Annotated in this window: 20 protein-coding genes and 1 other RNA gene; 9 read left to right on the forward strand and 12 right to left on the reverse strand. The window is 58.0% G+C overall.

The window, feature by feature from the left end:
* Nucleotides 1–186: 186 nt before the first annotated feature.
* From H7K56_RS05735 to H7K56_RS05745, 3 genes are all read left to right on the forward strand, one after another.
* Nucleotides 187–540: a hypothetical protein gene (locus H7K56_RS05735; RefSeq protein WP_031279656.1), complete on the forward strand. Its 354-nt coding sequence runs from the start codon at nucleotides 187–189 to the stop codon at nucleotides 538–540.
* 145 nt (nucleotides 541–685) lie between these two features.
* On the forward strand, nucleotides 686–1,063 hold the full coding sequence (gene tomB / locus H7K56_RS05740) for an Hha toxicity modulator TomB (protein ID WP_021313568.1): 378 nt from the start codon (nucleotides 686–688) through the stop codon (nucleotides 1,061–1,063).
* 24 nt (nucleotides 1,064–1,087) lie between these two features.
* On the forward strand, nucleotides 1,088–1,306 hold the full coding sequence (locus tag H7K56_RS05745) for an HHA domain-containing protein (protein ID WP_021507203.1): 219 nt from the start codon (nucleotides 1,088–1,090) through the stop codon (nucleotides 1,304–1,306).
* 128 nt (nucleotides 1,307–1,434) lie between these two features.
* On the opposite strand, the gene ffs is transcribed toward H7K56_RS05745, so the two are convergent.
* Nucleotides 1,435–1,531: signal recognition particle sRNA small type (gene ffs / locus H7K56_RS05750), an RNA gene on the reverse strand.
* Between the two features lie 176 nt (nucleotides 1,532–1,707).
* Between ffs and H7K56_RS05755 the strand changes: the two genes are divergently transcribed.
* Nucleotides 1,708–2,019, forward strand: a complete 312-nt coding sequence (locus H7K56_RS05755) for an MGMT family protein (RefSeq protein WP_021507202.1) — start codon at nucleotides 1,708–1,710, stop codon at nucleotides 2,017–2,019.
* Between the two features lie 167 nt (nucleotides 2,020–2,186).
* On the opposite strand, the gene H7K56_RS05760 is transcribed toward H7K56_RS05755, so the two are convergent.
* Nucleotides 2,187–2,744 carry a YbaY family lipoprotein gene (locus tag H7K56_RS05760; protein WP_021507201.1) on the reverse strand — a complete coding sequence of 186 codons (558 nt, stop codon included), beginning with the start codon at nucleotides 2,742–2,744 and terminating at the stop codon, nucleotides 2,187–2,189.
* Nucleotides 2,745–2,759: 15 nt separating this feature from the next.
* Between H7K56_RS05760 and H7K56_RS05765 the strand changes: the two genes are divergently transcribed.
* Both H7K56_RS05765 and tesB read left to right on the forward strand, forming a co-directional pair.
* A complete protein-coding gene (locus H7K56_RS05765; RefSeq protein ID WP_150361514.1) occupies nucleotides 2,760–2,951 on the forward strand; it encodes a hypothetical protein in 192 nt (63 codons plus the stop codon).
* A complete protein-coding gene (gene tesB, locus H7K56_RS05770; RefSeq protein WP_088516247.1) occupies nucleotides 2,948–3,811 on the forward strand; it encodes an acyl-CoA thioesterase II in 864 nt (287 codons plus the stop codon). Before H7K56_RS05765 ends, tesB begins: the two co-directional genes overlap by 4 nt.
* Nucleotides 3,812–3,883: 72 nt before the next feature.
* Here tesB and amtB read toward each other — a convergent pair whose 3' ends face one another.
* The 5 genes from amtB to H7K56_RS05795 form a co-directional block, all read right to left on the reverse strand.
* Nucleotides 3,884–5,173, reverse strand: a complete 1,290-nt coding sequence (gene amtB / locus H7K56_RS05775) for an ammonium transporter AmtB (RefSeq protein ID WP_058757951.1) — start codon at nucleotides 5,171–5,173, stop codon at nucleotides 3,884–3,886.
* 33 nt (nucleotides 5,174–5,206) lie between these two features.
* The gene (glnK, locus tag H7K56_RS05780) at nucleotides 5,207–5,545 is read right to left on the reverse strand and encodes a P-II family nitrogen regulator (RefSeq protein ID WP_007886947.1); all 339 of its coding nucleotides are present in this window, start codon (nucleotides 5,543–5,545) and stop codon (nucleotides 5,207–5,209) included.
* Between the two features lie 259 nt (nucleotides 5,546–5,804).
* A complete protein-coding gene (locus H7K56_RS05785; protein ID WP_150361512.1) occupies nucleotides 5,805–7,580 on the reverse strand; it encodes a SmdB family multidrug efflux ABC transporter permease/ATP-binding protein in 1,776 nt (591 codons plus the stop codon).
* Nucleotides 7,573–9,342 (reverse strand): SmdA family multidrug ABC transporter permease/ATP-binding protein, encoded by a 1,770-nt coding sequence (locus H7K56_RS05790; RefSeq protein WP_031279655.1) that lies wholly within the window; start codon nucleotides 9,340–9,342, stop codon nucleotides 7,573–7,575. Before H7K56_RS05790 ends, H7K56_RS05785 begins: the two co-directional genes overlap by 8 nt.
* Nucleotides 9,343–9,366: 24 nt before the next feature.
* Entirely contained in the window at nucleotides 9,367–9,828 is a 462-nt protein-coding gene (locus tag H7K56_RS05795; RefSeq protein WP_021507196.1) for an Lrp/AsnC family transcriptional regulator, read from the reverse strand.
* Between the two features lie 115 nt (nucleotides 9,829–9,943).
* Here H7K56_RS05795 and H7K56_RS05800 point away from each other — a divergent pair, with 115 nt between their 5' ends.
* Nucleotides 9,944–10,978: a PLP-dependent cysteine synthase family protein gene (locus H7K56_RS05800; protein WP_021507195.1), complete on the forward strand. Its 1,035-nt coding sequence runs from the start codon at nucleotides 9,944–9,946 to the stop codon at nucleotides 10,976–10,978.
* Nucleotides 10,979–11,012: 34 nt separating this feature from the next.
* Here the strand turns inward: H7K56_RS05800 and cof are convergent, their stop codons facing one another.
* A complete protein-coding gene (gene cof, locus H7K56_RS05805; RefSeq protein WP_021507194.1) occupies nucleotides 11,013–11,834 on the reverse strand; it encodes an HMP-PP phosphatase in 822 nt (273 codons plus the stop codon).
* 93 nt (nucleotides 11,835–11,927) lie between these two features.
* Here cof and H7K56_RS05810 point away from each other — a divergent pair, with 93 nt between their 5' ends.
* Both H7K56_RS05810 and queC read left to right on the forward strand, forming a co-directional pair.
* The gene (locus H7K56_RS05810) at nucleotides 11,928–13,643 is read left to right on the forward strand and encodes an SgrR family transcriptional regulator (RefSeq protein WP_150361511.1); all 1,716 of its coding nucleotides are present in this window, start codon (nucleotides 11,928–11,930) and stop codon (nucleotides 13,641–13,643) included.
* Nucleotides 13,644–13,669: 26 nt separating this feature from the next.
* Nucleotides 13,670–14,365: a 7-cyano-7-deazaguanine synthase QueC gene (gene queC / locus H7K56_RS05815; RefSeq protein WP_150361509.1), complete on the forward strand. Its 696-nt coding sequence runs from the start codon at nucleotides 13,670–13,672 to the stop codon at nucleotides 14,363–14,365.
* Nucleotides 14,366–14,409: 44 nt separating this feature from the next.
* Here queC and H7K56_RS05820 read toward each other — a convergent pair whose 3' ends face one another.
* The 4 genes from H7K56_RS05820 to hupB form a co-directional block, all read right to left on the reverse strand.
* A complete protein-coding gene (locus tag H7K56_RS05820; protein ID WP_150361508.1) occupies nucleotides 14,410–14,817 on the reverse strand; it encodes an acyl-CoA thioesterase in 408 nt (135 codons plus the stop codon).
* Nucleotides 14,818–14,918: 101 nt separating this feature from the next.
* Nucleotides 14,919–15,242: a ComEA family DNA-binding protein gene (locus H7K56_RS05825; protein ID WP_021507189.1), complete on the reverse strand. Its 324-nt coding sequence runs from the start codon at nucleotides 15,240–15,242 to the stop codon at nucleotides 14,919–14,921.
* Nucleotides 15,243–15,381: 139 nt separating this feature from the next.
* Nucleotides 15,382–17,250, reverse strand: coding sequence for a peptidylprolyl isomerase (gene ppiD / locus H7K56_RS05830; protein WP_150361506.1), 1,869 nt, complete (start codon nucleotides 17,248–17,250; stop codon nucleotides 15,382–15,384).
* Between the two features lie 237 nt (nucleotides 17,251–17,487).
* Nucleotides 17,488–17,760 carry a nucleoid-associated protein HU-beta gene (gene hupB / locus H7K56_RS05835; RefSeq protein WP_014606441.1) on the reverse strand — a complete coding sequence of 91 codons (273 nt, stop codon included), beginning with the start codon at nucleotides 17,758–17,760 and terminating at the stop codon, nucleotides 17,488–17,490.
* Nucleotides 17,761–17,816 lie beyond the last annotated feature (56 nt).

Here is a 17,816-nt window from a genome sequence, read left to right on the forward strand (position 1 = left end):
TGATGGCCTCATCGCGACGCGCGGAAGAAAGTGTTTCAAAAGTTGATCAGTGGCGATACGCCTGGGCGATTTGTGCCATCAAGCCAGCGCCCATCGCAGCAATCGCCCTTTCTGTTTACCAATGGCTTGCAATGTTAGGGCTGAAAGCCAATGATAGAACTCTCCTTGCTTTTTACGGGATGCAGAATGCAGTCTATTATTCATAGTGATATTGATGTGAATGAGGATGATTGCGGCAAGTTACGCCAGATTATCCAGGGGAATATTCTCAAAATAGCCCAGGACCTTGCCGGCGATTTACAGTGGTATTCTCAAAACGCGCAATTAGTTCCGGACAGTTTTACCATTATTTCCATTCAGCCCGTCGGCCACAAACGATTTAAAATGCTTTACGATTTCACGTGGGATTTATTTAATCCCTGCCTTGATTTAAATGAAACCTTTACCCAACGTGAAGAAGTTATGTTCCAGACAACGCCCGGTGCACTGGTGTTTGAGGTGATAGACAATACCCGCCCGTCACCGTGCGACGAATTGTAATATTTAGTAATTGGGTGAGCAAAACTAATGATTGTGGATTATATTTAAAAGGTCGCTGAATTCTTTTTATTCGTGATCGCTCCCTGGTAGCTTTTCCAAATCTCGCCGCGTCGCGGTAACTGTGCTCGCTATGGAGGGGAAAAAGATGGACGAATACTCACCGAAACGGCATGATATTGCCCAGCTTAAATTTCTGTGTGAGAACCTGTTTGACGAAAGTATGGCGACGCTAACCGACAGCCATCACGGCTGGGTTAATGATCCCACTTCGCCAGGCAATTTACAGCTCAACGATTTGATTGAGCATATCGCCTCTTTCACGATGAATTACAAAATTAAGCATGTTGAAGATGAAGCGCTGATTACGCAAATCGATGAATATCTTGATGATACCTTTATGCTGTTTAGCAGCTATGGAATCAATACCCAGGATCTTCAACGGTGGCAACGTTCAGCAAAACGCTTATTTAATCTGTTTGCCGAAGAGTGCGCTTATCTCCAGCAACCCAGCCATTCCTTTTAGCATCAGAGTGAGACCGGTTTATTTATGAGCAACCCAGCCTTAACCAAAACAGACTATTTGATGCGACTGCGTCGTTGTCGCTCAATTGACACCCTTGAACGGGTGATTGAAAAGAACAAGTATGAATTACCCGATGATGAGTTAGCGGTATTTTACTCCGCAGCCGATCACCGTCTGGCCGAGCTGACCATGAACAAGCTCTATGACAAAGTGCCCGGATCTGTCTGGAAGTACGTCCGCTAAGTTTTCTCCCCGCAGGTCGTTTCGTTACTCACCTTTATTTCCACGGATGACAGGCAGGCAAAGGAGTGCCGATACGGTGCTGTGCCGCATTGCGCGCAGGGTTTTTGCATGAGCAGAAATGGTGGAGGCCCTGCCAGCTACATCCCGGCACACGCGTCGCCTGCTGCGGCTGCTTCCTTCCGGACCTGACCGAGTTCACAAGTTAGCGTTGCGGGAGAACCAACAGGGCCCCCATTGACGAGCTCTCATGTTGAGAGCGCTGGCATTATCGGGGAAGCCCCTGGCAATTGCAAGCGCAGGCCGGGCAACCGTTGGTTTCTTGAACAGGCCGGCGGCAAAACCCTGCAGATAGCCGCAACCGCATGCTAAAGTGGCGCTTTTCCCGCAGACGAGGTGCGTCAGTGAGTGAACAGAGCAATTTTTCCGAGCGCGTCTGGCAAATTGTTGCCGCTATTCCTGCCGGTAAAGTGACGACCTACGGCGATGTCGCGCTGCTGGCCGGTTCACCGCGCGCCGCACGTCAGGTGGGCGGCGTGCTGCGGCGCCTGCCGCCAGGCAGTAAACTGCCGTGGTTCCGCGTGATTAATCGTCATGGTCGTATTTCGCTGCAGGGTGATGATCTTTTTCGTCAGCGCGATGCGCTGGAAGCCGAAGGTATTGAAGTGAGTGATGCGGGAGAAATTGAACTGGCGAAGTATCGCTGGGAGTATTAATGCTGACAGGCCGCACTCCCTTTAAGGCGCGGGAATGGCACTGCAGAAAGTAAAGCGTCACACGCCAGGGATGGCGTGTGCCGAGCGATCAGGGACGAGACAGCGCCTTTACTTTCTGCAGTGCCATTCTGGCGCAGCTTCCGTAACGCGCTGTCTCCCGTTTCAACTTACAGACTGGTTGGTGCCGGCACGGAGGCTGACGGCGTAACCTGAGTTGGCGACGTCGAAGGCACGGTGGTAGCAGCGCCCGGCTGGGTTGGCATCGCCATATTGGTCACCGGTACCAGCAGCAGTTCCGCTTTCGTTCCACCCTGATTAATCACCGGTTTCACCGTATCGGTGATAAACGCCAGCTTGCCGTCGATGGTGATCGCTGCGCTCAGCAAAATGCGCGCGTTCGGCTGGATATCAGCCGGGTTAAAGGGCAGCACAAACTGGAACGGTGCCTGTTTGCCCTCGGTGCGAACCACACGCTGTGACAGCACTTTAGACGGCGCGTCCGCCAGTGACGCATCGGCCAGCGTCACGGTCAGCACCGCATCCGGCGGCAGCGCAATACGCTGGCGAATATAGACGGAACCGCTTACGTTCGGCTGGGCAATCGCCGACGGCTGCCCGGCCACGCTGGCGCCTAAAGTTGGCGTCGGCACGGGTTTACTGTGATCGGCACAGCCTGTGATTGCCACCGCCAGTGTCATACCGCTAATTACATGCCAGAGTTTCATCGATGTCGTCTCCTTATGAACACTATGATTGTCGGCGGTAAATTTATTGGCTGGGTTTTCAACCGCCGATTGCTGTTAATTCTGGCACAAAAATCCGCTTTGCGCCTGAAGCCCCGCCATGCTGCTGAAAACCGGGTAAAAGCGTTGCGCAAACTGGTCGGATCTTTCACACTGACGCCATTGGCATCACTGAGGAATCCGTTATGAGCCAGGCACTGCACAACCTGCTTAATTTATTGAATCTGGAAAAACTGGAAGAAGGACTGTTTCGCGGCCAGAGTGAAGATCTCGGCCTGCGCCAGGTGTTTGGCGGCCAGGTGGTGGGACAGGCGCTGTATGCGGCAAAACAAACCGTGCCGGAAGCCCGTATCATCCACTCCTTCCACAGCTACTTTCTGCGCCCGGGCGACAGCCAGAAAGCCATTATTTACGATGTGGAAACCCTGCGCGACGGCAAAAGCTTCAGCGCCCGCCGCGTCAGCGCCGTACAAAACGGTCAGCCGATCTTCTACATGACCGCCTCCTTTCAGGCACCGGAAGATGGCTTCGAACATCAGAACAGCATGCCGCAGGTGCCGGGACCTGATAACCTGCCCTCCGAGCAGGATCTCGCCCACCGACTGGCTGCGCACCTGCCGCTCAAGCTGAAAGAAAAATTCCTCGCCGAGCGCCCGCTGGATATCCGTCCGGTGCAGATCCACAATCCGCTGAAAGGCCACGTTGATGAGCCGCTGCGCCAGGTCTGGGTGCGTGCCAATGGCCAGCTGCCGGACGATCGCCGCATTCATCAATATCTGCTGGGCTACGCTTCCGATCTCAACTTTCTGCCAGTCGCGCTGCAGCCGCATGGCAAAGGCTTCCTTGAGCCGGATATGCAGGTGGCGACGATTGACCACTCCATGTGGTTCCACCGTCCATTCGATCTCTCGGAGTGGCTCCTGTACAGCGTGGTAAGCACTTCAGCGTCCGGCGCGCGCGGCTTCGTGCGCGGTGAGTTCTTCAGCCAGGACGGCACGCTGGTGGCGACGACGGTGCAGGAAGGGGTGATGCGTCAGCGCGAAGCATAAAAAAAGGGGCGATTATCTCGCCCCTTTCTCATCATTATAGTTATAGCGCACTGCTCTTCTGCCAGCCGGCACTTACTGGTTGTAAGCGTTCTCGCCGTGGCTGTTCACATCCAGACCTTCACGTTCCTGTTCTTCCGGTACGCGCAGGCCAACAATCATATCTGCCAGCTTGAAGCCGATGAAGGCAACCACGCCAGACCAGACGATGGTCAGGCCACAGCTGAACAGCTGAACCCAAACCTGATGGCCCATAGTCACGCCTTCTGCGTAGCCCACGCCGCCCAGTGACGAGGAGGCAAACACGCCGGTCAGGACACAACCGAGGATGCCGCACACGCCGTGCACACCAAATACATCGCACGGGTCATCCACGCGCAGCCATTTCTTCAGCGTGGTCACACCCCAGATACCTGCCAGGCCACCGGCCAGACCGATAATCAGTGCGCCGCCGACGCCGACATAACCACAGGCTGGCGTGATGGCAACCAGACCGGCGATGAAGCCAGAAGACGCACCCAGCAGTGAAGGCTTACCGCGCAGCGCCCACTCACCGAACACCCACGACAGCACGGCACCCGCAGTGGCCACCACGGTATTCAGGAAGGCCAGCGCCGCGATTTCGTTAGCGGAAGACGCAGAGCCGGCGTTGAAACCGAACCAGCCAACGTACAGAATCGCGGTACCGGTAAACACCATCGGCAGGTTATGCGGCTTGAACGCTTCTTTACCGAAGCCAGCACGCTTGCCTACCAGGTAAGCACCAACCAGACCGGCAACGGCGGCGTTGATGTGCACCACGGTACCGCCAGCGAAGTCCAGCGCGCCATCCTGTGCCAGGAAGCCGCCAGCCCACACCATATGTGCGATAGGCAGATAGGCCAGCGTCAGCCACACCAGTACGAAAATCAGTACCGCCGAGAAGCGAATACGCTCAGCCAGCGAACCAACAATCAGCCCCACGGTAATACAGGCAAAGGAAGCCTGGAACGCCACGTGAATGTACTGATAGAAGCTGCCCATCACCGCTTTCAGCTCGATATTTTTCAGCATTGCCCACTGGAAGTTACCGAAGAAGGCGTTGCCTTCGCTGAACGCCAGCGAGTAGCCGTAGACGATCCACAGTACGCATACTAACGCGAACGTCACCGCGACCTGAGTCAGCATCGACAGCACGTTTTTGCCGCGAATCAGGCCGCCGTAAAACAGGGCAATGCCGGGAATTGTCATGAACAGTACCAGCGCGGTACAAATCATCATAAACGCGTTATCGGCTTTATCCGCTACGGCAGGCGCAGCTGCCATCGCAAGAGACGGTAACAGCGCCAGGCTGGTGAGGCCCAACTTAGTCATTACTTTATTCATTTCTTTCCATCCCATCACAATTCAGAGCCCCAGTTACAGTGCTGCTTCGTCGGTCTCGCCGGTACGAATACGAATCACGCGCTGCAGTTCCGCGACGAAAATTTTGCCGTCGCCAATTTTGCCGGTGTACGCGGCTTTGCTGATCACATCCACCACTTCATCCAGCTGATCGTCCGCAATCGCAATATCGATTTTTACTTTTGGCAGGAAGTTAACGCTGTACTCGGCACCGCGGTACAGTTCTGCATGGCCTTTCTGACGACCGAAGCCTTTCACTTCGGTCACGGTCAGGCCCTGAATGCCAATGGAGGATAAGGCTTCACGCACGTCCTCCAGCTTAAATGGTTTGATTACCACGGTAACCAGCTTCATACGTTCCCCTCCGGATATAAAAATAGGTGAGTCTTCGCGGACACGCAGAGAGTTAAGCAAAGGCTGTGCCACAAATGGCAAAAGTAGGCGCTAAGGCTGCCGGGCGCAGAGTATCGCGCTCCGGTATGGCGTAACGGGCAAGGTTTTCATGCGGAAAAACAGAAAGGTGGGACTTTACTGCACTCCTTTGGTGCTTGCGGCCTCAAAGGAGTGCATCAATACAGAACATTCCGATAAATCTGCGCAAAAAAGGTGCAAATCACCCCTCTGCCGTTGCGGGTATGCCCGCCGCGAGTTCATCGCCAGCCTGCTGCAGCTGGTACATCTGCCAGTAACGGCCCTGCTGCGCCAGCAGTTCGGTGTGTGTGCCGCGTTCGACTACCTGACCACGGTGCAGCACCAGAATCTGATCCGCTTCGGTGATGGTGGAAAGACGGTGAGCAATCACCACCAGCGTGCTGTGCTGGCGCAGCGTGCGCAGCGCCTGCTGAATCGCCTGCTCGGTGCCTGAGTCGATATTGGCAGTGGCCTCATCGAGGATCAGAATCTGCGGCAGCGACACCAGCACGCGTGCCAGCGCCAGCAGCTGCTTCTGCCCGACCGACAGCGTGTTCCCCTGCTCACCGAGCCGGGTATGAATACCGTCGCGCATCGCGCGGGCCAGCGGTGCCAGCTGCACCTTCTCCAGCGCGCGCCACACGTCCTCTTCGCTGATATCGCGTCCCAAACGCACGTTGGCCAGCAGCGTATCGGCCAGTACCACCGGATCCTGTTGCACCATCGCCACGCTGCTGCGCAGCGCATCGTGCGTCAGCTGGCGCAGCGGGCGGCCATCCAGTTCTATACTGCCGCGTGTCACCGGATAGTAGCCCATCAGCAGATTGGCTAAGGTGCTTTTGCCGCTGCCGGTATGGCCGACAAGTGCCACGAAGCCGCGCGCCGGCACTTCGAGGTTGATATGGCTGAGCACGTCGCGGTTGTCGCGGTAGGCAAAGCTGACATCGCGCAGGGTGATACGCCCGGAAGCCAGCGGCTGAGCGTCACTGCCGTAGCCCTGCTGCGCCGCATCCATCAGTTCAAAAATACGCTCGCCTGACACCACCGCCTGCTGCAGCATTGACTGCTGCGTGGTGAGCTCGATCAGTGGCTCGTTAAGGCGGCCAAGGTAAGTGATAAAAGCGTAAAGCACGCCAACCTCAAACACACCCGGCGTGGCAAAGCTGAACAGCATTAGCAGACCGCACAAAATCAGTGCAGAAAACAGGCTGAGCAGCGGACGCAGCAGAAAGCCGTCCAGCCGCAGCGTCTCCATCCGCGCCAGATAGTGTGAACGGCTGGCTTCGCCCATGCGCTCGCCAAAGCGCGCCTGCTGGCGAAACTGCTGGATCACACTCATGCCGTTAATCACTTCGTTGAAGCCATTATTGATTTCGGCCAGATAGCTACGTACGCGGCGCGCAATCGGCGTGCTGTAGCGCTGATAGATCAGCATCACCGTTAACACCAGCGGGAAAATCACCAGCGCCACCAGCGCCATACGCCAGTCGAGTGCAAACATCGCCACCAGCATCGCGCCAATCAGCGCAGCGCTGCGCAGCACAGTGGCCACCACCGTAACGTAAAGATCTTTGATCACTTCGGTGTCGTTGGTGACGCGCGAAATAATCTGCCCTACCGGCTGGGTATCGAAGGCACTGAGCGGCTGGCGCAGCGCCGCATTCATCACGTCGACGCGCAGCTGCTGCACAACGCCAATCGCCGCGCGGTTAAACAGCAGCGCCTGGAAATAGTGCAGACCCGCTGCCAGCAGCTGTAGCAGCACAAAGCCCACCAGCAGCCCGGCCACGATGCCCCACGGCATCTGGTGTTTTGCCACCAGGTTATCGATAAAATAGCTCACCAGCACCGGACCGGTGACTTCGGCAGCAGCAGCGATCCACAGCATGCCGACGGCCAGCCACAGCGATTTGCGCCACGGTTTACCGTAAGCCAGCAGGCGTTTCAGCGTTGGCCATAAGCGTTGCGATTTAGCCATGGTCGGCTCCCTGTTCTGACTCGTCCTCATCCAGCGCGGCTTCCAGCTGCTGATAGCGATACATATCGCGATACCAGCCCGGCTGCGCCGCCAGCGTATCGTGATCGCCGCGCTGTGCCACTGCGCCCTGCTGCAATACCAGAATCTCGCTGGCTTCGGTCAGCGCCGACAGCCGATGCGCGCTGATGATCAGCGTGCGCCCTTTGCCCCACAGGCGCAGATTATGCAGGATTTCATGTTCGGTACGGCCATCAACCGCCGACAGCGCATCGTCGAGGATCAGAATCTCCGCGTTGAGCAACAGCGCACGCGCAATGGCGATGCGCTGTTTCTGCCCGCCAGAGAGCATGACACCGCGCTCGCCCACTTCGGTCGCGTACCCCTGTGGCAGACGCAGAATGTCATCGTGCACGCAGGCCATCTGCGCCACGCGCTCAATCTCTTCCTGCGTTGCCTCCGGGCGGCCCAGCGCCAGGTTATTCGCAACGGTATCGGAAAACAGGAACGGCGTCTGACTGACCACCGCCAGCCGGCTGCGCCAGCTGTCCAGCCGCAGCTGCGGCAGCGGAATGGCGTGATAGCAAATCTCGCCCTGATCGATATCAAAATGGCGCTGAATCAGGCTCAGCAGCGTGCTTTTGCCGCAGCCGGTAGGCCCGCACAGCCCAAGCATCTGCCCGGGCTGTAGCTGGAAATGCACGTCGCTCAGCACCGGCGCGCTGCTCGCCGGATAGTGGAAGGCGCGGATCGCCACCTGCAGCACGCCCGCTTCCACCGGCAGTGGCTGCTGACCATCCTCAACCGCAGGCGCTTCCGCCAGCAGCGCGCCAATACGGCTCCACGCGGCGCTGCCGCGCTCGACGATGTTAATCATCCACGCCAGCGCCAGCATCGGCCAAATCATCAGCCCTAAATACATGACGAAGCTGGTGAGCTGCCCGAGCGTTAGTGAACCGTGCCACACCATCCAGCCGCCACCGCCAATCGCCAGCAGATTCGAAAAGCCCACGGCAATATAAATGATGGGATCGAAGCGCGCATCGACGCGCGCCACGTGCAGATTTTTGCGGCCGGTGTCGCTGGCGATATCGGCAAACTGGCTCGACTGATGATCTTCCAGGCCAAAGGCTTTGATCATGCGGATGCTGGTCAGACTCTCCTGCGTTTGATCGTTCAGGCTGGAGAACGCCGCCTGCGCCACTTTGAAGCGCTGGTGCAGGCGCGCGCCGTCTTTCTGGATCACCAGCGCCATAATCGGCATGGGAATCAGCGCCAGCAGCGTCAGCTCCCAGCTAATCTGCACGCTCATTACCGCCAGCACGACCAGCCCCATCACCAGCGAATCCACCAGCGTCAGCACCCCTTCACCCGCGGCAAACACCACGCGATCGACATCGTTGGTCGCGCGCGCGATCAGATCGCCGGTACGGTGGCGCAGGTAAAACGCCGGATGCTGGCGGCTAAGCTGGCGGTAAAAGTCTTCGCGCAGCTCTACCGCCAGCTGGTAAGAGGCGCCGAACAGCAGCACACGCCAGACGTAGCGCAGCAAATAGACAATCACTGCGGTCACCAGCATCACGCCGATCCACAGAAAAATTTCGCCGCGCGTCAGGCTGTGCTGGGTCACGCCGTCGACAATCACGCCGACCAGATGCGGAGGCAGCAGCTGCAGCAGCGCAATGATAATCAGCAAGCTGATGGCGCCCAGATAGCGCCGCCACTCGCGCAAAAAATACCAACTTAACTGGCTGAATAATCGCACAAAACAATCTCTTGTGATGCCCGTTCAGGGCGCTACCGGCAAGGCGGTGGTGTATTTAATCTCTTCCATAGCAAAGCTGGAGGTGACGTCAATCAGCCCCGGCACGCCGTTAACCAGACGCTTGTAAAACGCGTCGTAGCTCTTCATATCGGCCACCTGAATGCGCAGCAGGTAGTCGTACTCGCCCGCCATGCGGTAAAAGGCCATCACTTCCGGCATCTGCTGTACCACCGCGACAAATTGCTGAAACCAGTCGCTGCTGTGCTGCTGGGTTTTGATCAGCATAAAGGCGGTGAGCGACAGGCCGAGCTTTTCACCATCCAGCAACGCGACGCGCGCCCGAATAATGCCATCATCTTCCAGCTTTTTCAGGCGTTTCCAGCACGGCGTGGTGGTGAGATTCACCGCATCGGCCAGCGCCTGCAGCGACAGCGTGCAGTCTTTTTGCAGCAGCGCCAGCAGTGTGCGGTCAGTTTTATCTAGCATTCGCCACCTCAGGAGAAAAATTTTCTCTTATTTGCCAATTATAACCAACTTTTAGCAACCTCTTTTTCCTGCCAGTGCCTTACACTGAGCGCAATCTCGCTGCCGGAATCGCACCATGCAAACGCCCTGGGTTCGCCACGCTATCAATGAAATTAACGCCGACTTTCAGCGCTCCGCTGATACGCACCTGATCCGTTTTACGCTGGACGATTTCCCCGGCATTCGCTTTTATCTTAAGGATGAAAGCACCCATCCAAGCGGCAGCCTGAAACATCGCCTGGCGCGTTCGCTGTTTCTCTATGGTCTGGCCAATGGCTGGATTGGAGAAAACACGCCGATCATCGAAGCCTCCTCCGGCAGCACTGCGGTGTCGGAAGCCTATTTTGCCCGTCTGCTCGGCCTGCCGTTTATCGCCGTGATGCCAGCCAGTACCGCACGGCGCAAAATCGAGCTGATCCGCTTTTACGGCGGGGAGTGCCACTTCGTCGCCGATCCGTGCCAGCTGTACAGCGAATCCGAGCGTCTGGCGCGTGAACTCAACGGCCATTTTATGGATCAGTTTACCTACGCCGAACGCGCCACCGACTGGCGCGGCAACAATAATATTGCCGAAAGCATTTTCCGCCAGATGGCGCATGAACCCTTCCCGGTGCCGCACACCCTGATCATGAGCGCCGGCACCGGCGGCACCTCGGCTACGCTGGGGCGCTACATCCGCTATCAGGGCCACGACACGCGCCTGCTGGTGGTCGATCCGCAGCACTCGGTGTTTTTCGATTACTGGCACAGCCGCGATCGCACGCTGCGCAGCGAGCGCGGCAGCCTGATTGAGGGGATTGGTCGCCCGCGCGTTGAGCCGTCGTTTTTACCGGATGTGATTGACGAAATGATGAAAGTGCCCGATGGCGCCACCGTGGCGGCGATGTTAAGGCTGGAGCAGATTCTCGGCCGGCGTCCGGGTGCCTCTACCGGCACCAATTTCTGGGGCATGCTGCAGGTGGCAAAACGGCTGCGCGCGCAGGGGCAGTCCGCCGCGCTGGTCACGCTGCTGTGTGACAGCGGCGAGCGCTATCCGGATACCTATTACAATCCGCAGTGGGTCGCTGAGCAGATCGGCGATATTCAGGCGTGGCAGCGCGAGCTGCAATAAAAAACCGGACATCCTGTCCGGTTCACTGTAAGCCTCAGCATTCGGGGGAATAATCGAGGTGTGGTGTGTTCATCCAGTGATTTAAGTAGTGAGACACCGCCTGTGTCTCGCAATGGCCAATAATCGGTAAATGGGGCAGCGAGGTTTTGAGCTGATGCATGGCGTTGCCCATGATAAAACCACGCCCGACGCGCTCAAGCATTTCGCGGTCGTTCATCGCATCGCCAAATGCCATGCAATCCGCCAGCGACAGAGACAGATGCTGGCACAGCCGCGCCAGCGCGGCGCCTTTGTGGCAATCCAACGGTAAAACTTCCAGACACTCCCTGGCGGAGAAGCACAGGCTGGCGCGATCGCCGAGCGCCTGTTGCAGTTCAATCTTCAGCGCCAGCAGCATCTCATACGGCGCGATAAAGCAGATCTTGGTGACTTCATGTGCCGGCATGCGGCGTAAATCACGCAGCTGATAGTGAAACCCGCTCATCGCGTGCGCTTCCAGCAATCCCGGGAGCGGTTTATCGGTAAACCAGCCTTCGTCATTAAAGATGTGGATCGATGCGGGAGTTTGCCAGTGACTGTGCAATACCTCTTCCGCCACCGACGGCGCTAAATCACAGCCGTACAGCTGCCTGCCCTCGGCATCGTGAATGCGCGTGCCGTTACCGGTGATCAGCCAGGCGGGCAAGGTGATCTGCTGGCGTACTGCCTGCATATCCAGCAGGTGACGCCCCGTGGCAAACGCCAGTGTAACGCCACGCTGGTGTAGGGCGTTGAGGCTCTGCAGCGTCTCCGCACCTAAACGGTGGGTAGGCAGCAGCAGTGTACCGTCCATATCAAATGCCGCGAGGCGGGCCATAGCAACTCTCCGGTCTGAATGAGGGGTTTACTATCGCCTGGTAATTACGGAACTAATAGTGAATACTTTCAAAAAACTGTTCCGGGTTTAATCATGCGACAGCTTCATCGGGTTAATCAGTTTCAGCGCCTGTGGCAGCTTAGCCAGGGCGAAGCGCAGCGCATCAGCGTTGCGGCCATGGCGCAGCACTGCTATTGCAGCGAGCGCCACGTGCGTACCCTGCTGCGGCAGTGGCAGCAGGCGGGCTGGCTGCAGTGGCACGGTGCGGCGGGACGCGGTAAACAGGGCGAACTGCGCTTTCTGCTCTCTCCCGAACAGCTGCGTCAGCAATTGCTCAGCCAGCAGCTGGCAGCCGGTGAAGCGGTACAGGCACTGCAGGTACTGGATGTCGCGCCTGAACGGCTGGTGAAAATGCTGCGCCCACTGATGGGCGGCCAGTGGCAGAATCAGGCGCCGGTGCTGCGCATTCCCTATTATCGCGCGATGGAAGCGCTGGATCCGCTGCAGCTCACCGGACGCGCCGAGCAGCATCTGGTACGCCAGATTTTCTCCGGCCTGACGCGCTTTAACGCGGATGATGTCGAGGGCGATCTGGCACATCACTGGCAGCACGATGCGCAGGGCCGCGAATGGTATTTCTGGCTGCGGCCACTGCTCAGCTGGCATAACGACGAACCGGTGCAGGCGGCACAGCTGGTCCAGCAGCTGCAACGAATCATGCAGACGCCGCAGGGCGGCCGTCTGCTGGCGGCGGTGGAACACATCGATGCACCACATCCGCTGGCGCTGCGTATCCGGTTGCGCACCAGCGATTACTGGCTGCCGCAGCGGCTGGCGCATCAGTTTTGCCTGCTGCCGCATCCGGAGCATGCCGATATCGGCAGCGGACCATGGCGCCTGACGCACTTTACCCGCGAGCTGGTGCGGCTGGAGAGCCATGCACGCTGGCACCATCAGCGTCCGCTGATTCAGGTGGTTGAATACTGGATTACGCCGCAGCTGTTCGAGCGCGGGCTGGGCACCAGCTGTCGCCATCCGGTGCAGATCGCCATTGGCGATCCCGACGAGCTGGACACGCTGCGGCCGGTGGATCGCAGCATCAGTCTCGGTTTCTGTTACCTGGCGCCGCGTTTCTCGGCTCGCTTCAGCCAGGCGCAGGCCAAAACGCTGCTCGCGCTGATTCAGCACAGCGGCGTCATTCAGCAGCTGCCGCTGGATGAAGGCTTAATTACACCAACCGCAGAGCTGCTGCCCGGCTGGCCGCTGCCCGCCCCGCACCGCCCGGAGGGCACACTGCCCGCAACGCTGACGCTGCATTATCACCTGCCCATCGAACTGCACGTCATGGCCCAGGCGCTGGTGCCGCTGCTGGCGGCACAGGGCTGTACCCTCACCTGCGTATTTCACGACGTCAAAAGCTGGCGCGACGACATCGATCTGAGTGACGCCGACATCATCATGGGCGACCGTCTGATTGGTGATGCGCCGCAGTTTACCCTGGTGAACTGGCTGGAAAATGATGCGGCCTGGCAACCGCTGCGTCCGGCGGTGCTGCAGGCACCGCTGCACGCTATCGCCCGTCAGGCCAGTCCGGCACTGCGCAGCGCCGCGATTCATCAGCTGTTTCAGCGGTTAATGCGCGACGGCCATCTGCTGCCGCTGTTTAACTATCGCTACCAGGTGTTTGCTCCACCAGGCGTCGAAGGTATTCAGCTTAACAGCATGGGCTGGTTCGATTTCACCCGCGCCTGGATCCCGCCGCCTGCCGCAGGCGGTGCTGTTCAGCCCGCGCCAGAGCCAGTACCATAGGCGCACTGATTTATGGGGAAGAAAACATGAAACGAGCCGTTGTCGTATTCAGTGGCGGACAAGACTCCACCACCTGTCTGATTCAGGCGCTGCAGCAGTATGATGAAGTGCACTGCGTGACCTTTGATTATGGTCAGCGCCATCGCGAAGAGATCAGCGTCGCCGCAGAGCTGGCGCACCAGCTGGGCGCGCGGGCGCACAAAGTGCTGGACGTAACGCTGCTCAATGAACTGGCGGTCAGCAGCCTGACGCGCGATAACATTCCGGTGCCGGCCTACAATCCACAGGCCAGCGGCCTGCCCAGCACCTTCGTGCCGGGACGTAACATCCTGTTTCTGACGCTGGCCTCAATTTATGCCTATCAGGTGGAAGCCGAAGCGGTGATCACCGGCGTATGTGAAACCGATTTTTCCGGCTACCCGGATTGCCGCGACGAGTTTGTCAAAGCGCTGAACAACGCCGTCAGCCTGGGCATGGCGCGCGACGTGCGTTTTGAAACGCCGCTGATGTGGCTGAATAAAGCGGAAACCTGGGCGCTGGCGGACTACTGGCAGCAGCTGCCGCTGGTCCGTTCGGAGACGCTGACCTGCTACAACGGCGTTAAAGGCGACGGCTGTGGTGAGTGCGCGGCCTGCCACCTGCGCGCGCGCGGTCTGGCCGATTACCAGGCCAATGCGGCCAGCGTGATGACGGCGATGAAACAGAAAAGCGGCCTGCGCTAATTGCGGCCGCGCTGCGGGCTGGCGTGCTTTCGGGGCATGCCAGCTCAGGAAGGCGCGGTCATCAATGCCGCCAGGCGTTCACGTAACTCCCCTGCCAGCGGCACGGTTTTTTGCGTGCGCAAATCGATGCAGACGAAAGTCAGCGCCGCGTCCGCCACCAGCGTGTTGTCTCCTGCCAGCACCACCCGCTGTAAAATAATGCCGCTTTTGCCGTTGAGCTGCGAGACCTCGCTCTCAATGTGCAGCACGTCGCCCAGCACCGCCGGACGACGATAGTTAATGTTGATATTCACCACCACAAACGCCAGCTGTTGCTCCAGCAGCCAGTGAAAGGCATCGGCATCTTCCAGCCACTGCCAGCGCGCCTCTTCCAGAAATTCCAGGTAGCGCGCATTGTTCACATGCTGATAGACGTCAAGATGATAGCCGCGCACTTTGATGGTGGTTTGCATGATTGCTCCTGTTCAGGCTGTGAATGACAACTGGTTGGACCTGTTGAGCATAGCACAGCCTGATGGGCCGCTTTAGCAATCCTTCAGAGTCGCGAGCCGCTTCACAATTTCAGCCGCGCACTGTTCCGCTCCACCAGCGCACTGCCAATACCCGGCACTTCTTTCAGCTGCTCAATGGCGCTGAAGGGCCCGTACTGCTCACGATAGCTGACAATCGCCTGCGCTTTTTTCAGTCCAATACCGTTCATGGCGGCGGCCAGCTGCTCGGCCGTGGCCTGATTGATGCTGACCTGTTCCGGCTGCGGCGTGGACACCTGCGTCGCCTGCGTTTCACTGGGGCTTTCCGCCGCCGCGAGTCCGCTGGTCCAGAGCGCGCCGCCCAGCGCCAGCGTGATGCAAAAGGCACGAAATGTTGATTTAACCATGCTGTGTTTCTCCTTGTGTTTGACAGCCACTGCAGGGTGGCACAAGCGAGAAACGCACTCAAAAGGCGATGATCAGAAATGGAAAAGGCCGCAGAAGCGGCCTTTCGGTATTGCAGCAGTTTACCTTTTTTTGTGAGGCTTACTGGTTTTGTGCGGCGGCGCCGTACTTAATCTTCGCCTCTTTACGCAGGTTTTCCAGCAGCGCTTCAAAGGCAATCTGCGCGTTGTTTTGCGTCACGCCTTTCACCATTTCGTCGATCTGCGCCTGCGGCATGTTGCCCGCGCTGACCTTATCCAGCGCGACCAGTACCACGTTGCCCTGCATATCTTCGCTGACACCCCACGACGGCTGGTTATCCGCTGGCTGTGGCAGGTTGAATGCGGCCTGTGCCACCGGATCCTGCGCGTTGCGATCGACGGTTTTGCTGGCGCTCAGCGTCAGGCCAGCCGCCTGCAGCGCGTCCTGTTTGCCCGCTTTCAGCTCGGTCAGCAATTTGTCTGCCTGCGCTTTGGCCTGCTGCGTCGCTTTGTCATGCTTCAGGCTGTCGGCAATCTGCGCTTTGACCTGATCCAGCGGTTTAACCGCTTCCGGTTTGTGCTCGCTGATGCGCAACACAAACGCCCGATCGCCATCGACGCTGATGATGTCAGAGTTGTTGCCCGGCGCGCCGTTCTGACCGGTCAGGCCACCGTTGAAGATCGCCTGTTTAACCGCATCGAAATCGAGATCGGCCGGCACGTTATCGCGGGTGATCCAGCCCGTTTCCACCACTTTCAGGCCAGATGCCTGTGCGGCGCCCGCCAGAGATTCGTTGTCGTTGCTGGCGGCTTCGCTCACCTTCTGCTGCATCTTATAGAAGGCGTCGACGGCTTTTTCCTGCTTCACTTTATCCGCCACCGCGTCGTGCACCTCCGCCAGCGGTTTAACCTGCTCTGGCTGGATATCGTCCAGACGCACCACCAGGAAACCGACTGAGGACTTGATCACGCCAGACAGCTGGCCTTTCTGCGTCAGGTTGGCGTTTTTCAGCTCATCCGGCGTGGTGTTCGGCTCCAGCCAGCCCATGTCGCCGCCTTTACGCGCAGAGATTGGGTCGATGGATTTGCTCTTCGCCAGCGTGGCGAAATCCTCGCCCTTTTTCAGCGCATCCAGCACCGCGTTGGCATCGGCTTCGGTTTTGGTCTGAATGATGCTGTAACGGTTGCGCTGCGGCTGTGAATAGTCGGCTTTGTGCTGATCGTACCAGCTCTGAATATCCGCTTCGCTGGCGTTCTCCTGCAGGCTGGCCGCATCCATTTTGATGTAGCTGACGCGGAACTGCTCAGGTGCCATAAAGCTGCTCTGATGCTGCTGGTAGTACTGATTGATTTCGTCGTCGCTGGCGGTTTGTTTCGCGGCCAGCGCATTAACGTCAATCACCGCCTGACGAATCTCACGCTGCTGCGAGACCAGATCCACCAGCTTGCTGGTTTCACCCTTCAGCATGAAGTCGGTATTGGCGATGGCGTTGATCAACTGCTGCGTCGCCAGCTGCTTGCGCAGCGCTTCGGCGTACTGATCGGCACTGAAGCCCATGCTGGCGATCAGGCCGTTGTATTTCGCGTTGTCGAACTTACCGTTGGTCTGGAAAGCCTGCTGATTGAAAATAGCCTGCTTCACCTGATCGTCGCTGATGCCAATGTGCAGATCTTTGATGTACTGATCGAGCAGCGCCTGATCGATCAACTGTGACAGCGCCTGCTGGCGCATCTGCTGCATGTAGCCGTCGTTGCTGGCCAGCTGCGAGAACTGGTCGCCCAGCATCTGCTGCTGACGGTTGCGCTCGTTGTTAAACGCCTGTTCCAGCTCACCGCGGCTAATTTCATGGCCGTTCACTTTGGCAGCGTAATCGCTGTTACCGCCAATCAGGTAGTTGCCCACCCCGGTCAGTACGAATGACAGGATGATCAATCCCAGAATGATCTTGAGCACGACATGGTTCGACGCCGCGCGTAAATTGTCCATCATGGTATGACAACACTCCGCTGTAGTGTGGATGTAAAGCTCTGACACGATGTCATCATCGTGCAGCTGCGGTTCAGGCTGGCAGCTGGCAACCATGCGGAGACTGAAGCCAGCGGCTAAAGTCGCGCATCAAGATAAAAAAAGGCACATCAAAAATGATGTGCCCGTATGTTACATGAGAACGCCTTTTTCGTCCTCAATCCATGGAAGAAAATGCTTCGATGGACAGGTCAGCGGTCATTAATTGACGGCGTCTTTCAGTGCTTTACCTGCACGGAAGCCCGGTACTTTACCAGCCGGGATGGTGATTTCTTTACCGGTTTGTGGGTTACGGCCGGTGCGGGCAGCACGCTCGCGTACAGAGAAGGTACCGAAACCGACCAGTGCCACTTCGTCACCGCCTTTCAGCGCGTCAGAAACGGAGCCCATGAATGCATCTAACACACGTCCCGCTGCCGCTTTAGAAATGTCAGCGTCTGCAGCAATTTTGTCGATCAACTGTGACTTATTCACTCTCTTCATCCCCTCTTTTATTATTCACTCGCACCCGCGCTTCCCGCCCGGTGCGA

The organism is Pantoea dispersa (assembly GCF_014155765.1).
Classification (GTDB): Bacteria; Pseudomonadota; Gammaproteobacteria; order Enterobacterales; family Enterobacteriaceae; genus Pantoea; species Pantoea dispersa.

Excerpts from the sequence above, each read along its gene's own strand:
- H7K56_RS05735 (WP_031279656.1), top strand. The coding sequence starts at position 187 with ATGCAGTCTATTATTCATAGTGATATTGATGTGAATGAGGATGATTGC.
- tomB (WP_021313568.1), top strand. The coding sequence starts at position 686 with ATGGACGAATACTCACCGAAACGGCATGATATTGCCCAGCTTAAATTT.
- H7K56_RS05745 (WP_021507203.1), top strand. The coding sequence starts at position 1,088 with ATGAGCAACCCAGCCTTAACCAAAACAGACTATTTGATGCGACTGCGT.
- H7K56_RS05760 (WP_021507201.1), bottom strand. The coding sequence starts at position 2,744 with ATGAAACTCTGGCATGTAATTAGCGGTATGACACTGGCGGTGGCAATC.
- H7K56_RS05765 (WP_150361514.1), top strand. The coding sequence starts at position 2,760 with ATGAACACTATGATTGTCGGCGGTAAATTTATTGGCTGGGTTTTCAAC.
- tesB (WP_088516247.1), top strand. The coding sequence starts at position 2,948 with ATGAGCCAGGCACTGCACAACCTGCTTAATTTATTGAATCTGGAAAAA.
- amtB (WP_058757951.1), bottom strand. The coding sequence starts at position 5,173 with ATGAATAAAGTAATGACTAAGTTGGGCCTCACCAGCCTGGCGCTGTTA.
- glnK (WP_007886947.1), bottom strand. The coding sequence starts at position 5,545 with ATGAAGCTGGTTACCGTGGTAATCAAACCATTTAAGCTGGAGGACGTG.
- H7K56_RS05785 (WP_150361512.1), bottom strand. The coding sequence starts at position 7,580 with ATGGCTAAATCGCAACGCTTATGGCCAACGCTGAAACGCCTGCTGGCT.
- H7K56_RS05795 (WP_021507196.1), bottom strand. The coding sequence starts at position 9,828 with ATGCTAGATAAAACTGACCGCACACTGCTGGCGCTGCTGCAAAAAGAC.
- H7K56_RS05800 (WP_021507195.1), top strand. The coding sequence starts at position 9,944 with ATGCAAACGCCCTGGGTTCGCCACGCTATCAATGAAATTAACGCCGAC.
- cof (WP_021507194.1), bottom strand. The coding sequence starts at position 11,834 with ATGGCCCGCCTCGCGGCATTTGATATGGACGGTACACTGCTGCTGCCT.
- H7K56_RS05810 (WP_150361511.1), top strand. The coding sequence starts at position 11,928 with ATGCGACAGCTTCATCGGGTTAATCAGTTTCAGCGCCTGTGGCAGCTT.
- queC (WP_150361509.1), top strand. The coding sequence starts at position 13,670 with ATGAAACGAGCCGTTGTCGTATTCAGTGGCGGACAAGACTCCACCACC.
- H7K56_RS05820 (WP_150361508.1), bottom strand. The coding sequence starts at position 14,817 with ATGCAAACCACCATCAAAGTGCGCGGCTATCATCTTGACGTCTATCAG.
- H7K56_RS05825 (WP_021507189.1), bottom strand. The coding sequence starts at position 15,242 with ATGGTTAAATCAACATTTCGTGCCTTTTGCATCACGCTGGCGCTGGGC.
- ppiD (WP_150361506.1), bottom strand. The coding sequence starts at position 17,250 with ATGATGGACAATTTACGCGCGGCGTCGAACCATGTCGTGCTCAAGATC.